Below are 16069 nucleotides of genomic sequence, written 5' to 3' on the forward strand. Positions count from 1 at the left end.
CGCGTGACCGCGTGACCGCGTGACCGCGTGACCGCGTGACCGCGTGACCGCGTGACCGCGTGACCGCGTGACCGCGTGACCGCGTGACCGCGTAGAGCGGTGGGCGTTGAGTCGTCCGTCGCACCGCCCGTGGGCGGTGTGCGGCCCCCGAGCCGCGCACCGCGCACCCAAGACCATCTCCCTCCGGCCGGGCCCCGCATACCCTCCCCCCTCCGCGGGGTCCGGCCCCCCTTCGTCGCCCTCCGCCGCAAAAGGAGAACCGCACCATGTTCGAGTCCGTCCGCGAGGACCTCCGCACGACCCTCGACGAGATCCGCGCCGCCGGCCTGCACAAGCCCGAGCGCGTCATCGGCACCCCGCAGAGCGCGGCCGTCGCCGTCACCGCGGGCGGAGCCCCCGGCGAGGTCCTCAACTTCTGCGCCAACAACTACCTGGGGCTTGCCGACCACCCCGAGGTCGTCGCCGCGGCGAAGGACGCACTCGACCGCTGGGGCTACGGCATGGCCTCCGTCCGCTTCATCTGCGGTACGCAGGAGGTGCACAAGGAGCTGGAGGCGCGGCTGTCGGCGTTCCTCGGCCAGGAGGACACGATCCTCTACTCCTCCTGCTTCGACGCCAACGGCGGTGTCTTCGAGACCCTCCTCGGCGCCGAGGACGCGGTCATCTCCGACGCCCTCAACCACGCTTCGATCATCGACGGCATCCGGCTGAGCAAGGCCAGGCGTTTCCGCTACGCCAACCGCGACATGGCCGAGCTGGAGGCGCGCCTGAAGGAGGCGACCGAGGGCGGCGCCCGGCGCAAGCTCATCGTCACCGACGGTGTGTTCTCCATGGACGGGTACGTCGCTCCGCTGGCCGAGATCTGTGATCTCGCGGAACGCTACGACGCCATGGTCATGGTCGACGACTCGCACGCCGTCGGCTTCGTCGGCCCCGGCGGCCGCGGCACCCCCGAGCTGCACGGGGTCATGGACCGCGTCGACATCATCACCGGCACCCTCGGCAAGGCCCTCGGCGGCGCCTCCGGCGGCTACGTCGCCGCGCGCGCCGAGATCGTCGAGCTGCTGAGGCAGCGCTCGCGCCCGTACCTCTTCTCCAACTCCCTCGCCCCGGTCATCGCGGCCGCTTCGCTGAAGGTCCTCGACCTGCTCGAATCGGCAGGCGACCTGCGCGAGCGGCTCGCCGCCAACACCGCCCTCTTCCGTACGAAGATGACCGAGGCCGGCTTCGAGATCCTCCCCGGCGACCACGCCATCGCCCCCGTGATGATCGGCGACGCGGCGGAGGCGGCCCGGATGGCCGAGCTGCTGCTGGAGCGCGGGGTCTACGTGATCGGCTTCTCCTACCCGGTGGTCCCGATGGGTGCGGCGCGCATCCGCGTGCAGCTCTCGGCGGCCCACTCCACGGCCGACGTGGAGCGCGCGGTGGCGGCCTTCGTCGACGCCCGGGCGGCACTGGGCACGTCCGCAGGCTGAGACAATGGACGGGTGATCGACCCCCGCCGGCTGCGCATTCTGCGGGCCGTGGCGGACCACCGTACGGTGACCGCCGCGGCCGCAGCCCTGTACCTCACCCCCTCCGCCGTCTCCCAGCAGCTCGCGGCGCTGGAACAGGAGACGGGGCACGCCCTGCTCACCCGCAGCGGGCGGGGCGTACGGCTCACGGCGGCCGGTGAGATCCTGCTCGGCCACGCCCACGAGGTGCTGGCGCAGCTGGAGCGGGCGGAGGCGGAACTCGCTGCGTACGCGGGAGGCTCGGCCGGCGAGGTCACGGTGGCCGCCTTCGCGACCGGGATCGCGGAGGTACTGGCTCCGGCGATCGCGCGGCTGGCACTGGAGCACCCCGGGATCCGGCTGCGGGTACGGGACGCGGAGGGCGACCAGAGCCTGCCGCTGCTGCTGGACGGCGAGGCGGACGTGGCCCTGGCGGTCGAGTACCGGGGCGGGCCGGGGGCCGACGACGCCCGGCTGTCCGTCCTTCCGCTGTACGCGGAGCCCTTCGACGCGGTGCTGCCCTCGGGGCACCCGCTGGCCGACCTGCCCGCGGTGTCGCTGGCGGACCTGTCCGACGCGGACTGGGTGGGCCAGTACCCCGGCAATCCGTGCCATGACGTGACGCTGCTCGCGTGTGAACTGGCCGGCTTCCAGCCCCGGTTCGTCCATTCTTCTGATGACTTCCGGGCGGTGACGGCGCTGGTGGGTGCGGGGGCCGGGGTGGCTCTGGTGCCGCGTTCCGCGCTGCGGGGGATGGACCTCAAGGAGGTCCAGGTCAGGCCGGTGAGCGGTCCGGCCGCTACGCGCCGCGTGTTCGCGGCGACGCGTCGTGGGGGTGAGGCGCATCCGCTGATCGCGCCGGTGCTGGGGGCGTTGGTACGGGAGTCGGAGCGGTTGCCGGTGTATTGACTGTGGGTCGGTGGCTGTGGGGTCGGGGGACCGTAGAGCCGCGTCAGGGAGGGTTTGGGGTTTCCCGTCAGTCCCATAGTCCTTCCGGGTCGGGCCGGTCCCTCAAGAGCGCTCCTTCGTCGCGTCGCTTCGCGATGGCCTTCGGCCACTCTTGACCGACCGTCCCGCCCCGGAAAGACAAGGACTGCCGGGAAGCCCCCAAAAGGACGGTCACGGGTCAGCGAGATGCGTACGGGCCCGTGAGGGAGGGGCTCCCCCGTTCCCGTCCATCCGGGCCTGGGCCCGGGCACCGTATCCATCCCGTTCGGGGGGCGTCCGGCGCGTGAGATCGCTACGCGCTTCTCGTTGACGGCGTCCGGCCGCCGTCTGGGGCTGGGTGGCCGCCTGGTCAGGCGTCAAGGGTGAGGTCGGAGGTGGGGACCGACTGGCAGGTGAGGGCCGTGGCTTCCGGGAGGTCGTCTGAGGTGGCTACCAGGTGGGAGACCGTGCCCTTGAGGACCGCGCAGGCGCAGCTTTCGCATTGGCCGACGCGGCAGCCGTTGGGGAGGTGGAGGCCTGCCTGCTCGGCGAGTTCCAGGAGGGTGCCGGACGGTTTGGTCCAGGTCAGTTCGCGCCCGGAGCGGGCGAAATGGACCTTGTGGCGGGCGTTTTCGGGGATCTCGAGTGCGCTTGGGGTGGGGCGGAAGCGTTCGGTGAAGATCTCGAAGGGGGGTACCCCGCGGGCACGGAGGGCTTCCGGCAGGGTGTCGAGCATGGGGGTGGGGCCGCAGAGGTAGAAGCGGGCCCGGCGGGTGATCAGGCCGGCTGCGATGTCGGCCGCGGTGATGCGGCCGGGGCGGTCGAAGTCGCGGCCCGGGACGTCCAACGGGGTGGGGGCGGAGTAGTGGGTGACGGTGCGTAGGACCGGGATGCGGTCTTCGAGGGTGGCGAGACGGGCCCTGAAGGGGTGCTCGGCGCCGTGGCGGACTCCGTAGTGCAGGACCACCTCGGGGACGGTGCCGCCGGTTGAGGCCAGGGCTTCCAGGTAGCTGAGGAAGGGGGTGATGCCTATGCCGGCGGCGAGCAATACGACGGGTGTGTCGGTTCGGGTGGGGATGCGGAACGTGCCGGCTGGTGCGGCTACTTCGAGGCGGTCGCCGGGGCGGACGTGGTGGAGGCGGGGGGATACGAGGCCGTGGGGGTGGTGGCGTACGGCTAGTTCGTACGGGGTGCCGGGGGCGGAAGTGAGGGAGTAGCTGCGGGCCTGGGTGGCGCCCTTGGGGCGGATGGTCACGTGCTGGCCGGGGTGGTGGGCGGGGACCGGGCCGCCGTCGACGGGTGAGAGGCGGAGGGTGCGGATGTCGTGGCCTTCGGTGCCCAGGGCGGTGACGGTGAAGGTCCGGGTGCCGGTCCAGGCGGTGTCGGACGGGTCCGGGGTGACCTGGCAGGGGGTTGCGCGCAGGGGCGCGGAGCCGCTGAGCGGGTCGGTCTTCGAGTGGTCGACCAGGCGGTTGTAGTTGCTGCCGGCCGCGGACAGCGGGTCGGCGCCGGGCAGGGCGAGGTCGGGGGCCTCCTGCCACCAGCCGTATTCGGCGACGACCACGCCGGGGTGGAGGGAGTCGTCGAAGCGGGCGCGCATGCGTACCGAGGCGAGCGGGGACGACAGCCGGACCCACTGGCCCTCGCGGATGCCGCGGGCGGCGGCGGTGACCGGGCTGAGGTCCAGGCCCGGGTCGGCGGCCCGGCGGCGCAGGGAGGAGACGCCGCGGTGCTGGCTGTGGACGAAGTGGCCGTGCTTGGCGCAGGTCAGGATCAGGGGGAAGGCCTCGTTGGTGGGGGTCGGGTCGTGGTGTTCGGGGACGGGTGGGTAGCCGTGGTCCAGGAGGCGTTGGGAGTACAGCTCCACGCGGCGGGTGGGGGTGGTGAGGTCGGTGGCCCGGCGCTCGTCGCGCTCGTGGGGGACGCGGATGCCGCCGGGGGTGGCGCGGAGGCGGTCGGTGGTGAGGCCCAGGGGTTCCAGCTGCCAGTTCCAGGCGGCCTCGATGTCCCCGTCGAAGAACAGCCCGCCCATGCCGAGGCGCCGGGCCAGGTCGAAGACGACCTCGGTGTCCGAGCGGGTGCCGGGCAGTGGATCTATGGTTCGCGGGCGGAGTTGGACCTGTTCCTGGGCGCGGTGTCCGATCTCGAAGCCGAAGCGCAGGGCCTCGTGCTCGTAGGCGCTGTTGACCGGAAGCACGATGTCGGCGGTGGCGCTGGTGGGGTTGTGGAACAGGTCCAGGTGGACCTGGAAGTCGAGGGCGCGCAGCGCGCGGGCCGTACGGTCGGAATCGGGTTGGGCGACGACGAGGTTGGAGCCGAAGCCGACCAGGGCCCGTACGCGGTAGGGCCGGTGTTCCTCGATGGCCCGGCACAGGTCGCCGGAGTTGACGTAGCCGGAGGCGGGCGGGCCGAGGGGGTGCTTGTCGAGGCCCAGGGCCTTGGCGGCCTGCCCGGGCGGGAAGTCGGCGGGGCTGGAGGCGGGCCGGTACGGGGGCGGGGGCGCGATCCGGTTGCCGCCGGGGGCGTCGAAGGAGCCGGTGAGCGCGTAGAGCGTGGCGAGGGCCCGTTCGGTCTGCGCGGCGTTGGCGCTCTGGCCCACTCCGGTCCAGCAGTAGTAGGCGACGGAGCGGGCGTCACCGATGAGCTCGGCCAGGGCGCGGATCTCGGCCTCGGGGATCCAGGTGGTGGCGGCGACCCGGTCGGGGGGCCACTCGGCGCAGGCCTCGGCGTACCGCTCGAAGGCCGGGGTACAGGGGACTGAAGTCCCGTCGGCCGCCTCGACCCGGTGGGTGCCGCGCAGCGCGAAGCGCTCGGGGCGTTCGGCCGCGCGGGCGGTGTCGTACGGGACGGCCGTGCCGGTGGTCGCGTCCCAGGCGGCGAAGCCTTCGGCGGCCCCGGTGAGTTCGGCGGCGGTCAGGAAGCGCCCGTTGTCGGCCCGTACGAGGAGGGGCCCGTTGGTCCAGGAGCGGACGAACGCCTCGTCGTAGGTGCCGTTCTCGATCAGCAGGTGTGCGAGGCCCAGGGCGAGGGCAGCGTCGGTGCCGGGCCGGACCCGCAGCCAGTGGTCGGCCCGCAGGGCGCTGGTGGACCGGCGGGGGTCGATGACGGCGAGGCGGGCACCCCTGGCCTGGGCGGCGGACAGGGCGGCCGACTGGGCGAGCCAGGTCTTGGCGGGGTTGAACCCCCAGAGCAGGACGAGATCGGCGTGGTCGTAGTCCGGCGGTGGCAGGGCGCAGCCGAAGGTGAAGGCGTGCGCGAAGTCCTTGTGCCAGTTGCAGATCTCGGCGCTGTAGACGGTGTTGGGGCTGCCGAAATGCCGGACGAACCGCTCGATCCACTCGGTGGCGTCGGACACCATGGTGCCGCTGGGCGTGGCGACGCCGAACGCGACGGCCTCGGGCCCGTCCTCGGCGGCGATCCGGGCCAGCTTCTCCGCGATCTCGCCCAGGGCCTCGTCCCAGGAGACGGGCTCCCAGCCGGGGTCGGGGTCCGTCTTTGGGCGCGTGCGGCGCAGGGGTGTGGTCAGCCGTCGGCTGCTGTGCGCGATCTCGGCCGCGGCGCGGCCCTTGGGGCACATGGCGGCGCCGGTCGGGTGTTCGGGGTCCGGCCGGACGCCGGTGATCCGGCCGTCCTCGACGGTGAAGACCGCTCCGCACCGCGATTTGCACAGAGTGCAGAAACCGCGCTTCTCCTCGACCACTGGACTCCTCCGATCCGCCGCCCGCCCCCTCGTCCATTGGACGCCCGCGACGGCTCCGGGAGGAGCGCCATTGGTCACCGGTCAGCAGGTCGGAGGGCCCTTGGCCGTGCCCGGGACCGGTCCCGTCCCCTTCGTCCTACACGCGCAGTACTTCGACACCCGCCGACTCGAACTCCCGGGCCACCTCCAGGGCCAGCCCGGTGTCCGTCACGAGGACGTCCACCGCCGCCGTCGCGCAGATGCGGGCGAAGGCGCGCACGCCGAGCTTGCTGGAGTCGGCGGCGATCACCACCCGGCGGGCCCGTTCGCAGAGCAGGCGGTTGACCGAGGCCTCGTCCTCGTGGCGGGTCGCCGCGCCGTCCGCCGGGTCGAAGCCGTCCACGCCGACCACCGCCGTGTCCACCGCGAGCTGGCCGAGCACCTGTTCGGCCAGCGGGCCCGTGAGCTCGTACGACTGGGGGCGGGCCACCCCGCCCGTCAGCACGATCTTGAACTGGGGTCGGATCACCAGCTCGCCCGCGATGTTGAGGGCGTTGGTGACCACGGTGAGGGCCGGGGAGCCGATGGCCAGGTCCGGGCGCGTGGTCAGGGCTCGGGCCACCTCGGTGGTCGTGGTGCCGCCGGTCAGGCCGATCACCTCACCCGGGGTGATCAGGGCCGCCACCGCCTCGCTGATGCGGGCCTTCTCGGCGGCGCGGCGCGAGGTGCGGTAGCGCAGGGGGAGTTCGTACGAGACCCCGTGGAGCACCGCCCCGCCGCGCGTGCGGACCAGCAGCTGCTGCTCGGCGAGCTGGTCGAGGTCCCGCCGGATGGTCGCGGCGGACACGCCGAGGGCCTCGGCGGCCGGCTCCACCTCCAGCTCGCCCCGCTCCACCAGCAGATCCAGCAGCGTCTGCCACCGCTCCTTGCGGGTCATGGGCCGCCCCCTTTCCGCTCACCTCGGCCTACCCGCAGACATTAACCCAGGCGCTCCGGCCATGAATGCTTGAAGTTGCGTGAAAGCAGCGACTATCTTGCAAGAAAACGCATTCAGCGCATTCGGACCCGCCTGTCGCAGGAGCACCAGCAGCAGCACGAGCACGAGGGAGCCGGTATGAGTCACGTGGCGTACGAGTTGGGCACGCAGCCCGCATGCTGGGAGCGGGCCGCCGAACTGGCCCCGGCCCGGCGGGCGGTGCTGCCGCAGCCGGGGGAGCGTACCGCGATCGTCGGGTGCGGGACCTCGTACTACATGGCCCAGGCGGCCGCCGTGTTGCGCGAGGAGGCGGGCCAGGGGGAAACCGACGCCTTCCCCACCTCGGAGTTCCCGCGCCACCGCCGCTACGACCGGGTCGTCGCGCTCACCCGGTCCGGGACCACCACCGAGGTCCTGGACCTGCTGGGCGCGCTGCGTGACGCGGGCGTGCCCACCACGGCGGTCATCGGCGATCCGGCGACCCCGGTGATGACCCTCGCCGACGAGGTCGTCGTCCTCGACTTCGCCGACGAGCAGTCCGTCGTCCAGACCCGCTTCGCGACCACGGCCCTCACCCTCCTGCGCGCCCACGTGGGCCTGCACACCGCGGACGCGGTCGCCGACGCCCGCACCGCGCTCGCCGAGCCGCTCCCCGCCGAGCTGGCGGCCCGCGGGCAGTTCACCTTCCTCGGCCGCGGCTGGAGCGTCGGCCTCGCGCATGAGGCCGCGCTGAAGATGCGCGAGGCCTCCCTGTCCTGGGCCGAGTCCTATCCGGCGATGGAGTACCGGCACGGGCCCATCAGCGTGTCCGGGCCCGGCACCGTCACCTGGTCGCTCGACGCGGCGCCCGACGGGCTCGCCGAGCAGGTGCGGGCCACCGGCGCGCACTGGGTCGCCGGGGGGCTCGACCCGCTGGCCGAACTGGTCCGGGTCCACCGCCTCGCCCTCGCCGTCGCCGCACACCGGCAGCTGGATCCGGACGCGCCCCGCCACCTCACCCGCTCGGTGATCCTCACCACCGGCGAGGAGGCGGTCCGATGAGCCTCGTCGCCGCCGGCGGTCTCGTCCGGGAGGCGGCCGCCGCGGGCCGCGCCATCGCCGCCTTCAACATCATCACGCTGGAGCACGCCGAAGCGGTCGTGGCCGGTGCCGAGGCGGCGGGGCTGCCGGTCATCCTCCAACTCAGCGAGAACGCCGTGAAGTTCCGCGGGGGGCGGCTGCTGCCGATCTCCCGGGCGGCCGCCGCCTGCGCCGAGGCCGCCGCGGTTCCCGTCGGCCTGCACCTCGACCACGTCAAGAGCGCCGAGCTGCTCCGGCAGGCCGGGGACGCGGGATACAGCTCGGTGATGTACGACGCCGCGCACCTCCCGTATGCCGAGAACCTGGAGGCGACGCGCTCCGCCGCCGACTGGGCGCACGTCAACGGGCTGTGGATCGAGGCCGAGTTGGGCGAGGTCGGCGGCAAGAACGGCGCCGAGCCGCTGGACCCGCACGCGCCCGGTGCGCGTACGGACCCCGACGAGGCGCGGCGGTTCGTCGCGGACTCCGGGGTCGACGCGCTGGCCGTGGCCATCGGCAGCAGCCACGCGATGACCAGCCGGACGGCCTCCCTGGACCATGCGCTGCTGGCCCGGCTGGCCAAGACGGTGGACGTACCGCTGGTCCTGCACGGCTCGTCCGGACTGCCCGACGCGGAGCTGGCGGCCGCGGTTGCGGGAGGCATCCGCAAGGTCAACATCGGCACCGCGCTGAACGTGGCGATGACGGGGGCCATCCGGACCCACCTCGCGGGGGCGGACCCCCGCCCCTACCTGACCGCCGCCCGCGCGGCGATGGCGGCAACCGCCGAATCCATGATCACCGCCCTGACCTGACCCCCTCCGCGCCTCAATCGCCGGCGAGGCTGGATGCGGAGGCCTGGTGCGCGGGCGCGGCCCAAAACCCGGGGCTCCGCCCCGTACCCCGCTCCTCAAACGCCGGAGAGGCTGGATTTGGCCGGCGTTGGCCTGCAAGTGCGCGAGCGTGACCCCGCGGCCCCGGCCCCGGATCCCGGGGGCTGGATTGCCCGCAGGGCAATTTCAGCCCCGCCGGCGTTTGAGGCGCGGGGTACGGGGCGGAGCCCCGAATCCTGTAGCCGCGCCCGCGCACTCAGGCGGGTGAAATCCCACTGAGCGGGAGCGCGGCGGCACCGGCATTGAAGGTGCGCGGCACCCCGTGTTCCGTCGGTACGGCAGATGTCGAGCCGTGCGACCGAAGGACACACCGCCCATGCCGCAGCCGTATCTCCCCACCTCCTACGGGGTGTTCCTCGCCCCCTACCACCGCCCCGACCGCGACCCCGCGGCCCAGCTGCGCCGGGACCTCGACCTCGTCGAGGCGCTCGACCGGCTCGGGTACGAGGAGGTGTGGGTGGGGGAGCACCACTCCGCCGGGTACGAGATCATCGCCTCGCCCGAGCTGTTCCTCGCGGCCGCCGCCGAGCGGACCGCTCGGATCAGGCTCGGGACGGGGGTCAACTCCCTCCCGTACCACCAGCCGCTCATCCTCGCCGACCGGATCTGCCAGCTCGACCAGCAGTCGCGCGGCCGCGCCATGCTCGGGGTCGGACCGGGCCAACTTCCCTCCGACGCCCACATGATGGGCGTCGACCCGCTCCGCTCGCGGGAGATGATGGCCGACTCGCTCGATGCCGTCATGCGGCTGCTCCGCGGGGAGACCGTCACGGCCGCCACCGACTGGTTCGCCCTGGACGAGGCCCGGCTCCAACTCGGCCCCTACCGGGGGCGGGAGTTGGAGGTGGCCGTGGCCTCGGCGGTCTCGCCCACCGGGGCCGTACTGGCCGGCCGGCACGGGGTCGGGATGCTCTCGCTGGCCGCCGCCGACCCGGCCGGCTACGCCGCCCTCGACGCCAACTGGGCCGCGCACGAACGGGCCTGCGCCGAGGCGGGCCGGGAGCCCGACCGCTCCGCCTGGCGGCTGGTCACCCCCGTCCACCTCGCCGAGACCCGTGAACAAGCCCTCAAGGAGGCCGAGTTCGGGACGCCGGACCTCGTGGGCTACATCGAGGCGCTCGGCGGGGCGCGTCTCGAAGGCTGCGCCACGCCCGCCGGCGCGGTCGAGCGCTGGGTCACGGAGGGGCTGCCCACCTTCGGCCGGGCCGTCATCGGGACCCCCGACGACGCCGTCGAGCGGATCGGCCGACTCGCCGAGAAGACCGGCGGCTTCGGCACCTTCCTCATCCTCCAGCTCGACCTCGCCGAGCCGGCCGCCGCCCTGCGCAGCCTGGAGCTCTTCGCCGAACGCGTCGTACCCCGCCTCACCGGGACCACCGACGCCCGCCGCGCCAGCCTCGCCTGGGCCGCCCGCCACAGCGAGAGGTTCGTCGGGGCCGTGCGCCAGTCCACCCTGGAGGCCATCGCGCGCAAGGGCGAGGTCCGTTGAGGGCGGCGGTGCTGGAGGGCGGCCGCTTCCTCGTACGGGAGTACCCGGATCCCGTGCCCGGACCGGGGCAGGCCCTGGTGGAGACGGCGGCCTGCGGGATCTGCGGCTCCGACCTCAGTGCGGTCGCCCACACCGAGGACTTCCTCCGGGCCTCCCGGGACAGCGGTACCACCAGCTTCCTCTTCGACCCGGACCGCCCCCTGGTCATGGGCCACGAGTTCTCCGGCCGGGTGCTCGCGTACGGGCCCGGTGCGAGCGGACCCGAGCCGGGGACCGGGGTGGTCGGCCTGCCCTGGGTGCTCGACGCCGGGGGAGTGGTCCGTACGGTCGGCTACAGCAATGCCTTCCCCGGCGGATTCGGCGAGCGGATCGTCGTACAGGCGCAGGCGCTGCTGCCCGTACCGGACTCCCTCGACCTGGCGGCGGCCTCCCTCACCGAGCCGCTGGCCGTCGGCTTCGGCCACGTCGCCCGCAGCTCCGCCGGCGAGGGCACCCCCGCCGTGGTCGTCGGCTGCGGCCCCGTGGGGCTGGGCGCCGTCGCGGCCCTCCTGGAGCGTGGCGCCGGGCCGGTGGTCGCCTCCGACCCCTCGGCGCTGCGCCGGGCGGCGGCGGCCCGGCTGGGCGCCCACGTGGTGGTCGACCCGGCCGCGGGCGAGGATCCGATGGCCCGCTGCGCGGAGCTGGCCGGGACCGGTGCGCGCCCCACGGTGGTGGTCAACTGCGTGGGCGTGCCCGGCATGCTGAACCGGCTCCTGCACACCGTCCCGCGCGGCACCGAGATCCTCCAGATCGGCGGGGTGATGACCGAGGACGTGATCCGCCCGGTCGTCGGCATCTACAAGGACGTCACCCTCCGGATGTGCCTGACCTATCCGCCGCGGGAGTTCGGGGCCACCCTCGCCCGGCTCGCCGACGGCCGCATCGACCCGGCCGCGCTGGTCACGGGCGAGGCCGGCTTCGAGGGGCTGGACGTGGCCTTCGCCGCCCTTCGCCGCCCCGACGACCACATCAAGGTGCTGATCAGGCCGGGCCTGAAAGGTGAACAGTTGAGCTACCGGCAGGTACGCATTTGCTAGGCAAATTTGAGATTGCCGCCTTACTTGCGGCCTTATCTGACTGCTACATTCCGCAAGTGCCATCCGCGTATCACCCGAGCGGGGCAGGCCACGACCTGGTCTGCCCCGCTCCGGGCGCGCGGTTTCGTACGTCCGCACGGCCCATCCGTCCGCCGATCGAGCGAACAGCCCGCTGCGGTACCGGCCCGCGCCGCATCGGCGCCGTGCCTGCCACCTTGACCCTCGTGAGCGTGGCTTCGCCTGCCCGAGGTCCACCTCCGAAAAGGAGAACATCGATGAGGAAGTTCCTTCTGCGGCGCCCCGTCGCAGGGAAGGCGCTGGTCGTGGGCGCCCTGCTGGCCATGGCCGCGCCGGGCATCGCCTACGCCAACACCGTCGCCGTGACCGTGAAGACCCCCGGCGCCACCTCCGGACCGAGCACCACCTTCTCCGAGATCTCGACCAACGCCCACTGCGGCAGCGGCCTCATCTCGGGCGGCGGCATCAACCAGGCCATCGGCACCGGCACCTCGTCGAACGGCAACAAGATCAACGGCACCTCCCCGAGCCCCGACGGCAGCACCGAGTACACCGGCTCCACCGGTGTCGTCGGCGCCGACGTCACGTACTGGCTCGGCATCGGTGGCAGCGGCGGCGCGGTCAACGCCTCCTTCTCCAGCACCCCGTACGCGATGTGCTTCAGCAGCAACCTGATCAACCACACCCAGGTGGTGATGAACAAGGTCGCCGGACCCACCACCGCCTCGACGGTGGGCCTGGTGACCGCGACCTGCCCGGCCAACACCCGGCTGCTCGGCGGCGGGGCGCGCATCACCCCGGCCTCCGTCGGCAGCCTCAAGCCGATCGCCAGCTTCCCCACCTTCAACGACTCCGCCCACGCCTACGGCCAGAAGGCCGCGGCCGACGGTGAGACCAACCCCGACTCCTGGAGCGCGGTGGGCTGGAACGGTGGCGGCGGCGACAGCGGCAACACCACGTACGCGTACGCCATCTGCAGCGGCAACAACATCGACATCAGCGGTACGACCGTCAAGGTCCGCTTCAGCGAGGTCAGCGGCCCCACCGCCGCCACCAGTGGCGCGACCGTGACCGTCGGCTGCGGCCAGAACGACGGCAAGCTGGTCAGCGGCGGCGCCGCGATCAGCGGCGGCAGCGTCACGACCACGAACTTCACCGGGCCGGGCTCCCCGGGCGACCACCTTAACGGCAGCTACCCCAGCGACTCCGGGGGCAGCCCGGTCGCGGACGGGACCACCACGGCCTCGTACTGGTCGGCCTTCACCCACACCGGCGGAGGCAGCTCCCCGAGCACCTACTCCGACGCCTGGGCGCTGTGCGCCGACGACGGCGTCTGAGTCACCCGTAGCACGGTTGCCGCAGCCGGCCGCGGAGTCGTGGCCGGCTGCGGCCCCGCACTTCTCATCTCTCAAGTACCGTCGTTTGGAAACCCGTTGAGCATGTACCGATCGAAGATCCTGAAGGCGGCCGGTGCGGCCGGCCTGGTGGCCGCCGCGATGGCGCCCCTCCCCGCGACGGCCGATCCGGCGACCCCGGCCGCCGTCACTCCCTGCGGCACGGGCGGCGTCTTCACCGCCTCGGCGCCCACCTGCACCTACACCAGCGTCGGCACGGACACCTTCACCGTCCCGGCCGGGGTGACCGAGGTGACGGTCGACCTGTTCGGCGCCGAAGGCGGCAGCGCGGCCGGCTTCGTGGCCCCCGCTCCCCCGAACGCGGGCGCGCCCGGCGGTCTGGGCGGCGAGACGCGCGCGAACCTGGCCGTCACGGCCGGCCAGAACCTCCAGATCACCGTTGGCGGAGTCGGCAGCTCGGGCACCTCCCGGCACGGCGAGTACGCGCGGCCCGGCGGCACCGGCCACGGCTCCGGCGGCGGCGGCGCGCACGGCGGCGGCGGTTCCGGCGGTGGCGCCACCGACCTGCGTACGGGCGCCTTCGGCGGGACCGACCGGGTGCTGGTGGCGGGCGGCGGCGGGGGCGCGGGCAACGGCGGTCCGCTGCTGCGCGGCGGCAACGGCGGCGGGCTCGAAGCGGAGCCCGGCGGCCAGGGCGGCGGCCCGGAGGGCTCCGGCCTCGCGGGCGGCGGCGGTACCCAGTCCGCCCACGGCGCGGGCGGCCCCCGCAACAACTCCGTCGGCGCTCCGGGGGCCCCGGGCAGCGACACCGACTCGTGGGGCAGCAAGCCCAACCCCGGCAGCGGTGGTTCCGGTGGCAACGGCGGCATGGGCGGCAACGGCGGCGGCGGCGGTGGCGGCGGCTGGTTCGCCGGCGGCGGCGGCTCCGGCGGCGGCAGGCCCGGCGGCTTCTACGGGGCCGGCGGCGGCGGGGGCAGCAGCTACGCCGCGCCGACGGCCACCGACGCCACCCTCACCCGCGGCGTCAACCGCGGCAACGGCAAGGCGGTCGTCGCCTTCCGCTACGGGGCCTCGGTCACGGTGGCCGCGGACACGACCACCCCGCTGTTCGGGCGGCCCGTCACCCTCACCGCGACCGTCGCCCCGGCCACCCCGGACGCCGGCGTCCCCGGCGGGGAGGTGACGTTCTTCGACGGGGCGACCCCGATCGGCACCGCGCAGCTCCAGGACGGCCGGGCGAGCATCCGTACCGGCACGCTCCAGCCCACCGCCCACCCGATCACCGCGCGCTACAGCGGTGACCCGGCCTTCACGGCGGCCGCGCAGGAGGCGCCCACCGACCTCACCGTCGGATTCAGCAGCCCCTGCATCACGACGGCGCACACCGGCCCGCTGACCGTCGCCTCCGACGAGGCGCTCTGCATCGGGTCCGGCGGCAGCCAGACGGGCCCGGTCACCGTACGGCCCGGCGGCGCGCTCGCCGTGTCGGACGCCACCATCGCCGGCCCGCTGTCGGCCAGTGGTGCCAGTGCCCTCACGATCTGCCGCTCGACCCTCACCGGCCCGGTCGCCGTCGAGACGAGCACCGGCCAGGTGCTCATCGGCTCCGACCGCGAGGCGGCGGCCTGCGGCGGCAACACCTTCCGGGGTCCGGTGACCGTCGACTCCAACACCGGCGCCGCCGAGCTGTCGGCCAACACGGTGACCGGCCCGCTGCGCTGCAACGGCAACGAGCCGGTCCTCCTCCAGACGGGCAACACCGTGACGGGTCCCCGATCCGGACAGTGCCGCCAGGCCTGATGCCTCCCCGGTTCCCGGCCCTTCCGGATTCTTGCAACAGGTTCTACTCTGACCGCCGCCACACAGCGACCGGCTGGACCGCGAGACTCCCGGAGGGGCCGTGCACCTCGAATACACGCCTGAGCAGCAGCAGTTGCGCACCGAACTGCGCGCCTACTTCGCCGAGCTCGTCCCCGAGGACGTCTACGCCCGCTACGAGGACCCGGCCGCCCAGAAGCGCTTCTACCGGGAGACGATCCGACGCCTCGGCGCCGACGGCTGGCTCGGGGTCGGCTGGCCCAAGGAGTACGGCGGCCGCGGCATGTCGCCGATGGACCAGTTCATCTTCTTCGACGAGGCCGCGCAGGCCGTGGTACCGCTGCCCCTGATGGCGCTCAACACCGTGGGGCCGACCATCATGCAGTTCGGCACCGACGAGCAGAAGGCGTACTTCCTCCCCAGGATCCTCGCGGGCGAGATCGACTTCGCCATCGGCTACAGCGAGCCCGACGCCGGCACTGACCTGGCCGCCCTCAAGTGCAAGGCCGTCCGCGAGGGCGACGAGGAGACCGGCACCTACGTCGTCAACGGCCAGAAGATCTGGACCACCAACGGCGACACCGCCGACTGGGTCTGGCTCGCCGTCCGCACCGACCCTGACGCCCCCGCGCACAAGGGCATCACCATGCTCCTCGTGCCGACCTCCGACCCCGGCTACTCCTGCACCCTCATCAACACCCTCGCCTCCCACGACACCACCGCCAGCTACTACGAGAACATCCGCGTCCCCGCGAGCCGCCGCGTCGGTCAGGAGAACAAGGGCTGGCGCCTGATCACCAACCAGCTCAACCACGAGCGCGTCACCCTCGCCGCCCACGGCACCATGGCGATCCGCGCCCTCCACGACGTCCAGCGCTGGGCCGCCGAGACCAAACTCGCCGACGGCCGCCGCGTCATCGACCTCTCCTGGGTCCGCGGCCGCCTCGCCCGCACCCACGCCCGCCTCGACGCGATGAAGCTGCTCAACTGGCAGATGGTGAACGCCGTCCAGTCCGGCACCCTCACCCCGCAGGACGCCTCCGCCGTCAAGGTCTACGGCTCCGAGGCGCGCAGGGACGCGTACGCCTGGCTCATGGAGGTCGTCGGCGCGGCCGGCCCGCTGAAGGACGGCTCCGCGGGCGCGGTCCTGCACGGCGAACTCGAACGCGGCTACCGCAGCGCCGTCATCTTCACCTTCGGCGGCGGCAACAACGAGATCCAGCGCGAGATCATCTCCTGGATCGGCCTCGGTATGCCCCGCGTCCGCCGCTGAGGGCCCCCCGGAC

General features: G+C 73.4%; 11 protein-coding genes. 9 read left to right on the forward strand and 2 right to left on the reverse strand.

Annotation, left to right across the window (positions count from 1 at the left end):
• Positions 1–266: 266 nt before the first annotated feature.
• Positions 267–1475 carry a glycine C-acetyltransferase gene (locus ACGFYU_RS04965; RefSeq protein WP_393825821.1) on the forward strand — a complete coding sequence of 403 codons (1209 nt, stop codon included), beginning with the start codon at positions 267–269 and terminating at the stop codon, positions 1473–1475.
• A gap of 12 nt (positions 1476–1487) precedes the next feature.
• Positions 1488–2402, forward strand: coding sequence for a LysR substrate-binding domain-containing protein (locus ACGFYU_RS04970; RefSeq protein WP_393825822.1), 915 nt, complete (start codon positions 1488–1490; stop codon positions 2400–2402).
• 388 nt (positions 2403–2790) lie between these two features.
• Here the strand turns inward: ACGFYU_RS04970 and ACGFYU_RS04975 are convergent, their stop codons facing one another.
• Together ACGFYU_RS04975 and ACGFYU_RS04980 are read right to left on the reverse strand one after the other, a co-directional pair.
• A complete protein-coding gene (locus ACGFYU_RS04975; RefSeq protein WP_393825823.1) occupies positions 2791–6120 on the reverse strand; it encodes a molybdopterin-dependent oxidoreductase in 3330 nt (1109 codons plus the stop codon).
• 136 nt (positions 6121–6256) lie between these two features.
• Complete coding sequence (locus ACGFYU_RS04980; RefSeq protein ID WP_393825824.1) at positions 6257–7036, reverse strand: DeoR/GlpR family DNA-binding transcription regulator; 780 nt, start codon at positions 7034–7036, stop codon at positions 6257–6259.
• 177 nt (positions 7037–7213) lie between these two features.
• Here ACGFYU_RS04980 and ACGFYU_RS04985 point away from each other — a divergent pair, with 177 nt between their 5' ends.
• The 7 genes from ACGFYU_RS04985 (at position 7214) to ACGFYU_RS05015 (ending at position 16056) form a co-directional block, all read left to right on the forward strand.
• A complete protein-coding gene (locus ACGFYU_RS04985) occupies positions 7214–8116 on the forward strand; it encodes an SIS domain-containing protein (protein ID WP_393825825.1) in 903 nt (300 codons plus the stop codon).
• Positions 8113–8949, forward strand: a complete 837-nt coding sequence (locus ACGFYU_RS04990) for a ketose-bisphosphate aldolase (RefSeq protein WP_393825826.1) — start codon at positions 8113–8115, stop codon at positions 8947–8949. The genes ACGFYU_RS04985 and ACGFYU_RS04990 overlap by 4 nt, the downstream gene beginning before the upstream one ends.
• Before the next feature lie 394 nt (positions 8950–9343).
• A complete protein-coding gene (locus ACGFYU_RS04995; protein ID WP_393825827.1) occupies positions 9344–10516 on the forward strand; it encodes an LLM class flavin-dependent oxidoreductase in 1173 nt (390 codons plus the stop codon).
• Complete coding sequence (locus tag ACGFYU_RS05000) at positions 10513–11592, forward strand: zinc-binding dehydrogenase (RefSeq protein WP_393825828.1); 1080 nt, start codon at positions 10513–10515, stop codon at positions 11590–11592. Before ACGFYU_RS04995 ends, ACGFYU_RS05000 begins: the two co-directional genes overlap by 4 nt.
• A gap of 275 nt (positions 11593–11867) precedes the next feature.
• A complete protein-coding gene (locus ACGFYU_RS05005; RefSeq protein ID WP_393825829.1) occupies positions 11868–12947 on the forward strand; it encodes a hypothetical protein in 1080 nt (359 codons plus the stop codon).
• Between the two features lie 102 nt (positions 12948–13049).
• Positions 13050–14765, forward strand: a complete 1716-nt coding sequence (locus tag ACGFYU_RS05010) for an Ig-like domain-containing protein (RefSeq protein WP_393825987.1) — start codon at positions 13050–13052, stop codon at positions 14763–14765.
• Between the two features lie 100 nt (positions 14766–14865).
• Positions 14866–16056 carry an acyl-CoA dehydrogenase family protein gene (locus ACGFYU_RS05015; RefSeq protein WP_393825830.1) on the forward strand — a complete coding sequence of 397 codons (1191 nt, stop codon included), beginning with the start codon at positions 14866–14868 and terminating at the stop codon, positions 16054–16056.
• Positions 16057–16069 lie beyond the last annotated feature (13 nt).

The sequence above is a fragment of the Streptomyces sp. NPDC048337 genome (assembly GCF_043201175.1).
Taxonomy (GTDB): Bacteria; Actinomycetota; Actinomycetes; order Streptomycetales; family Streptomycetaceae; genus Streptomyces.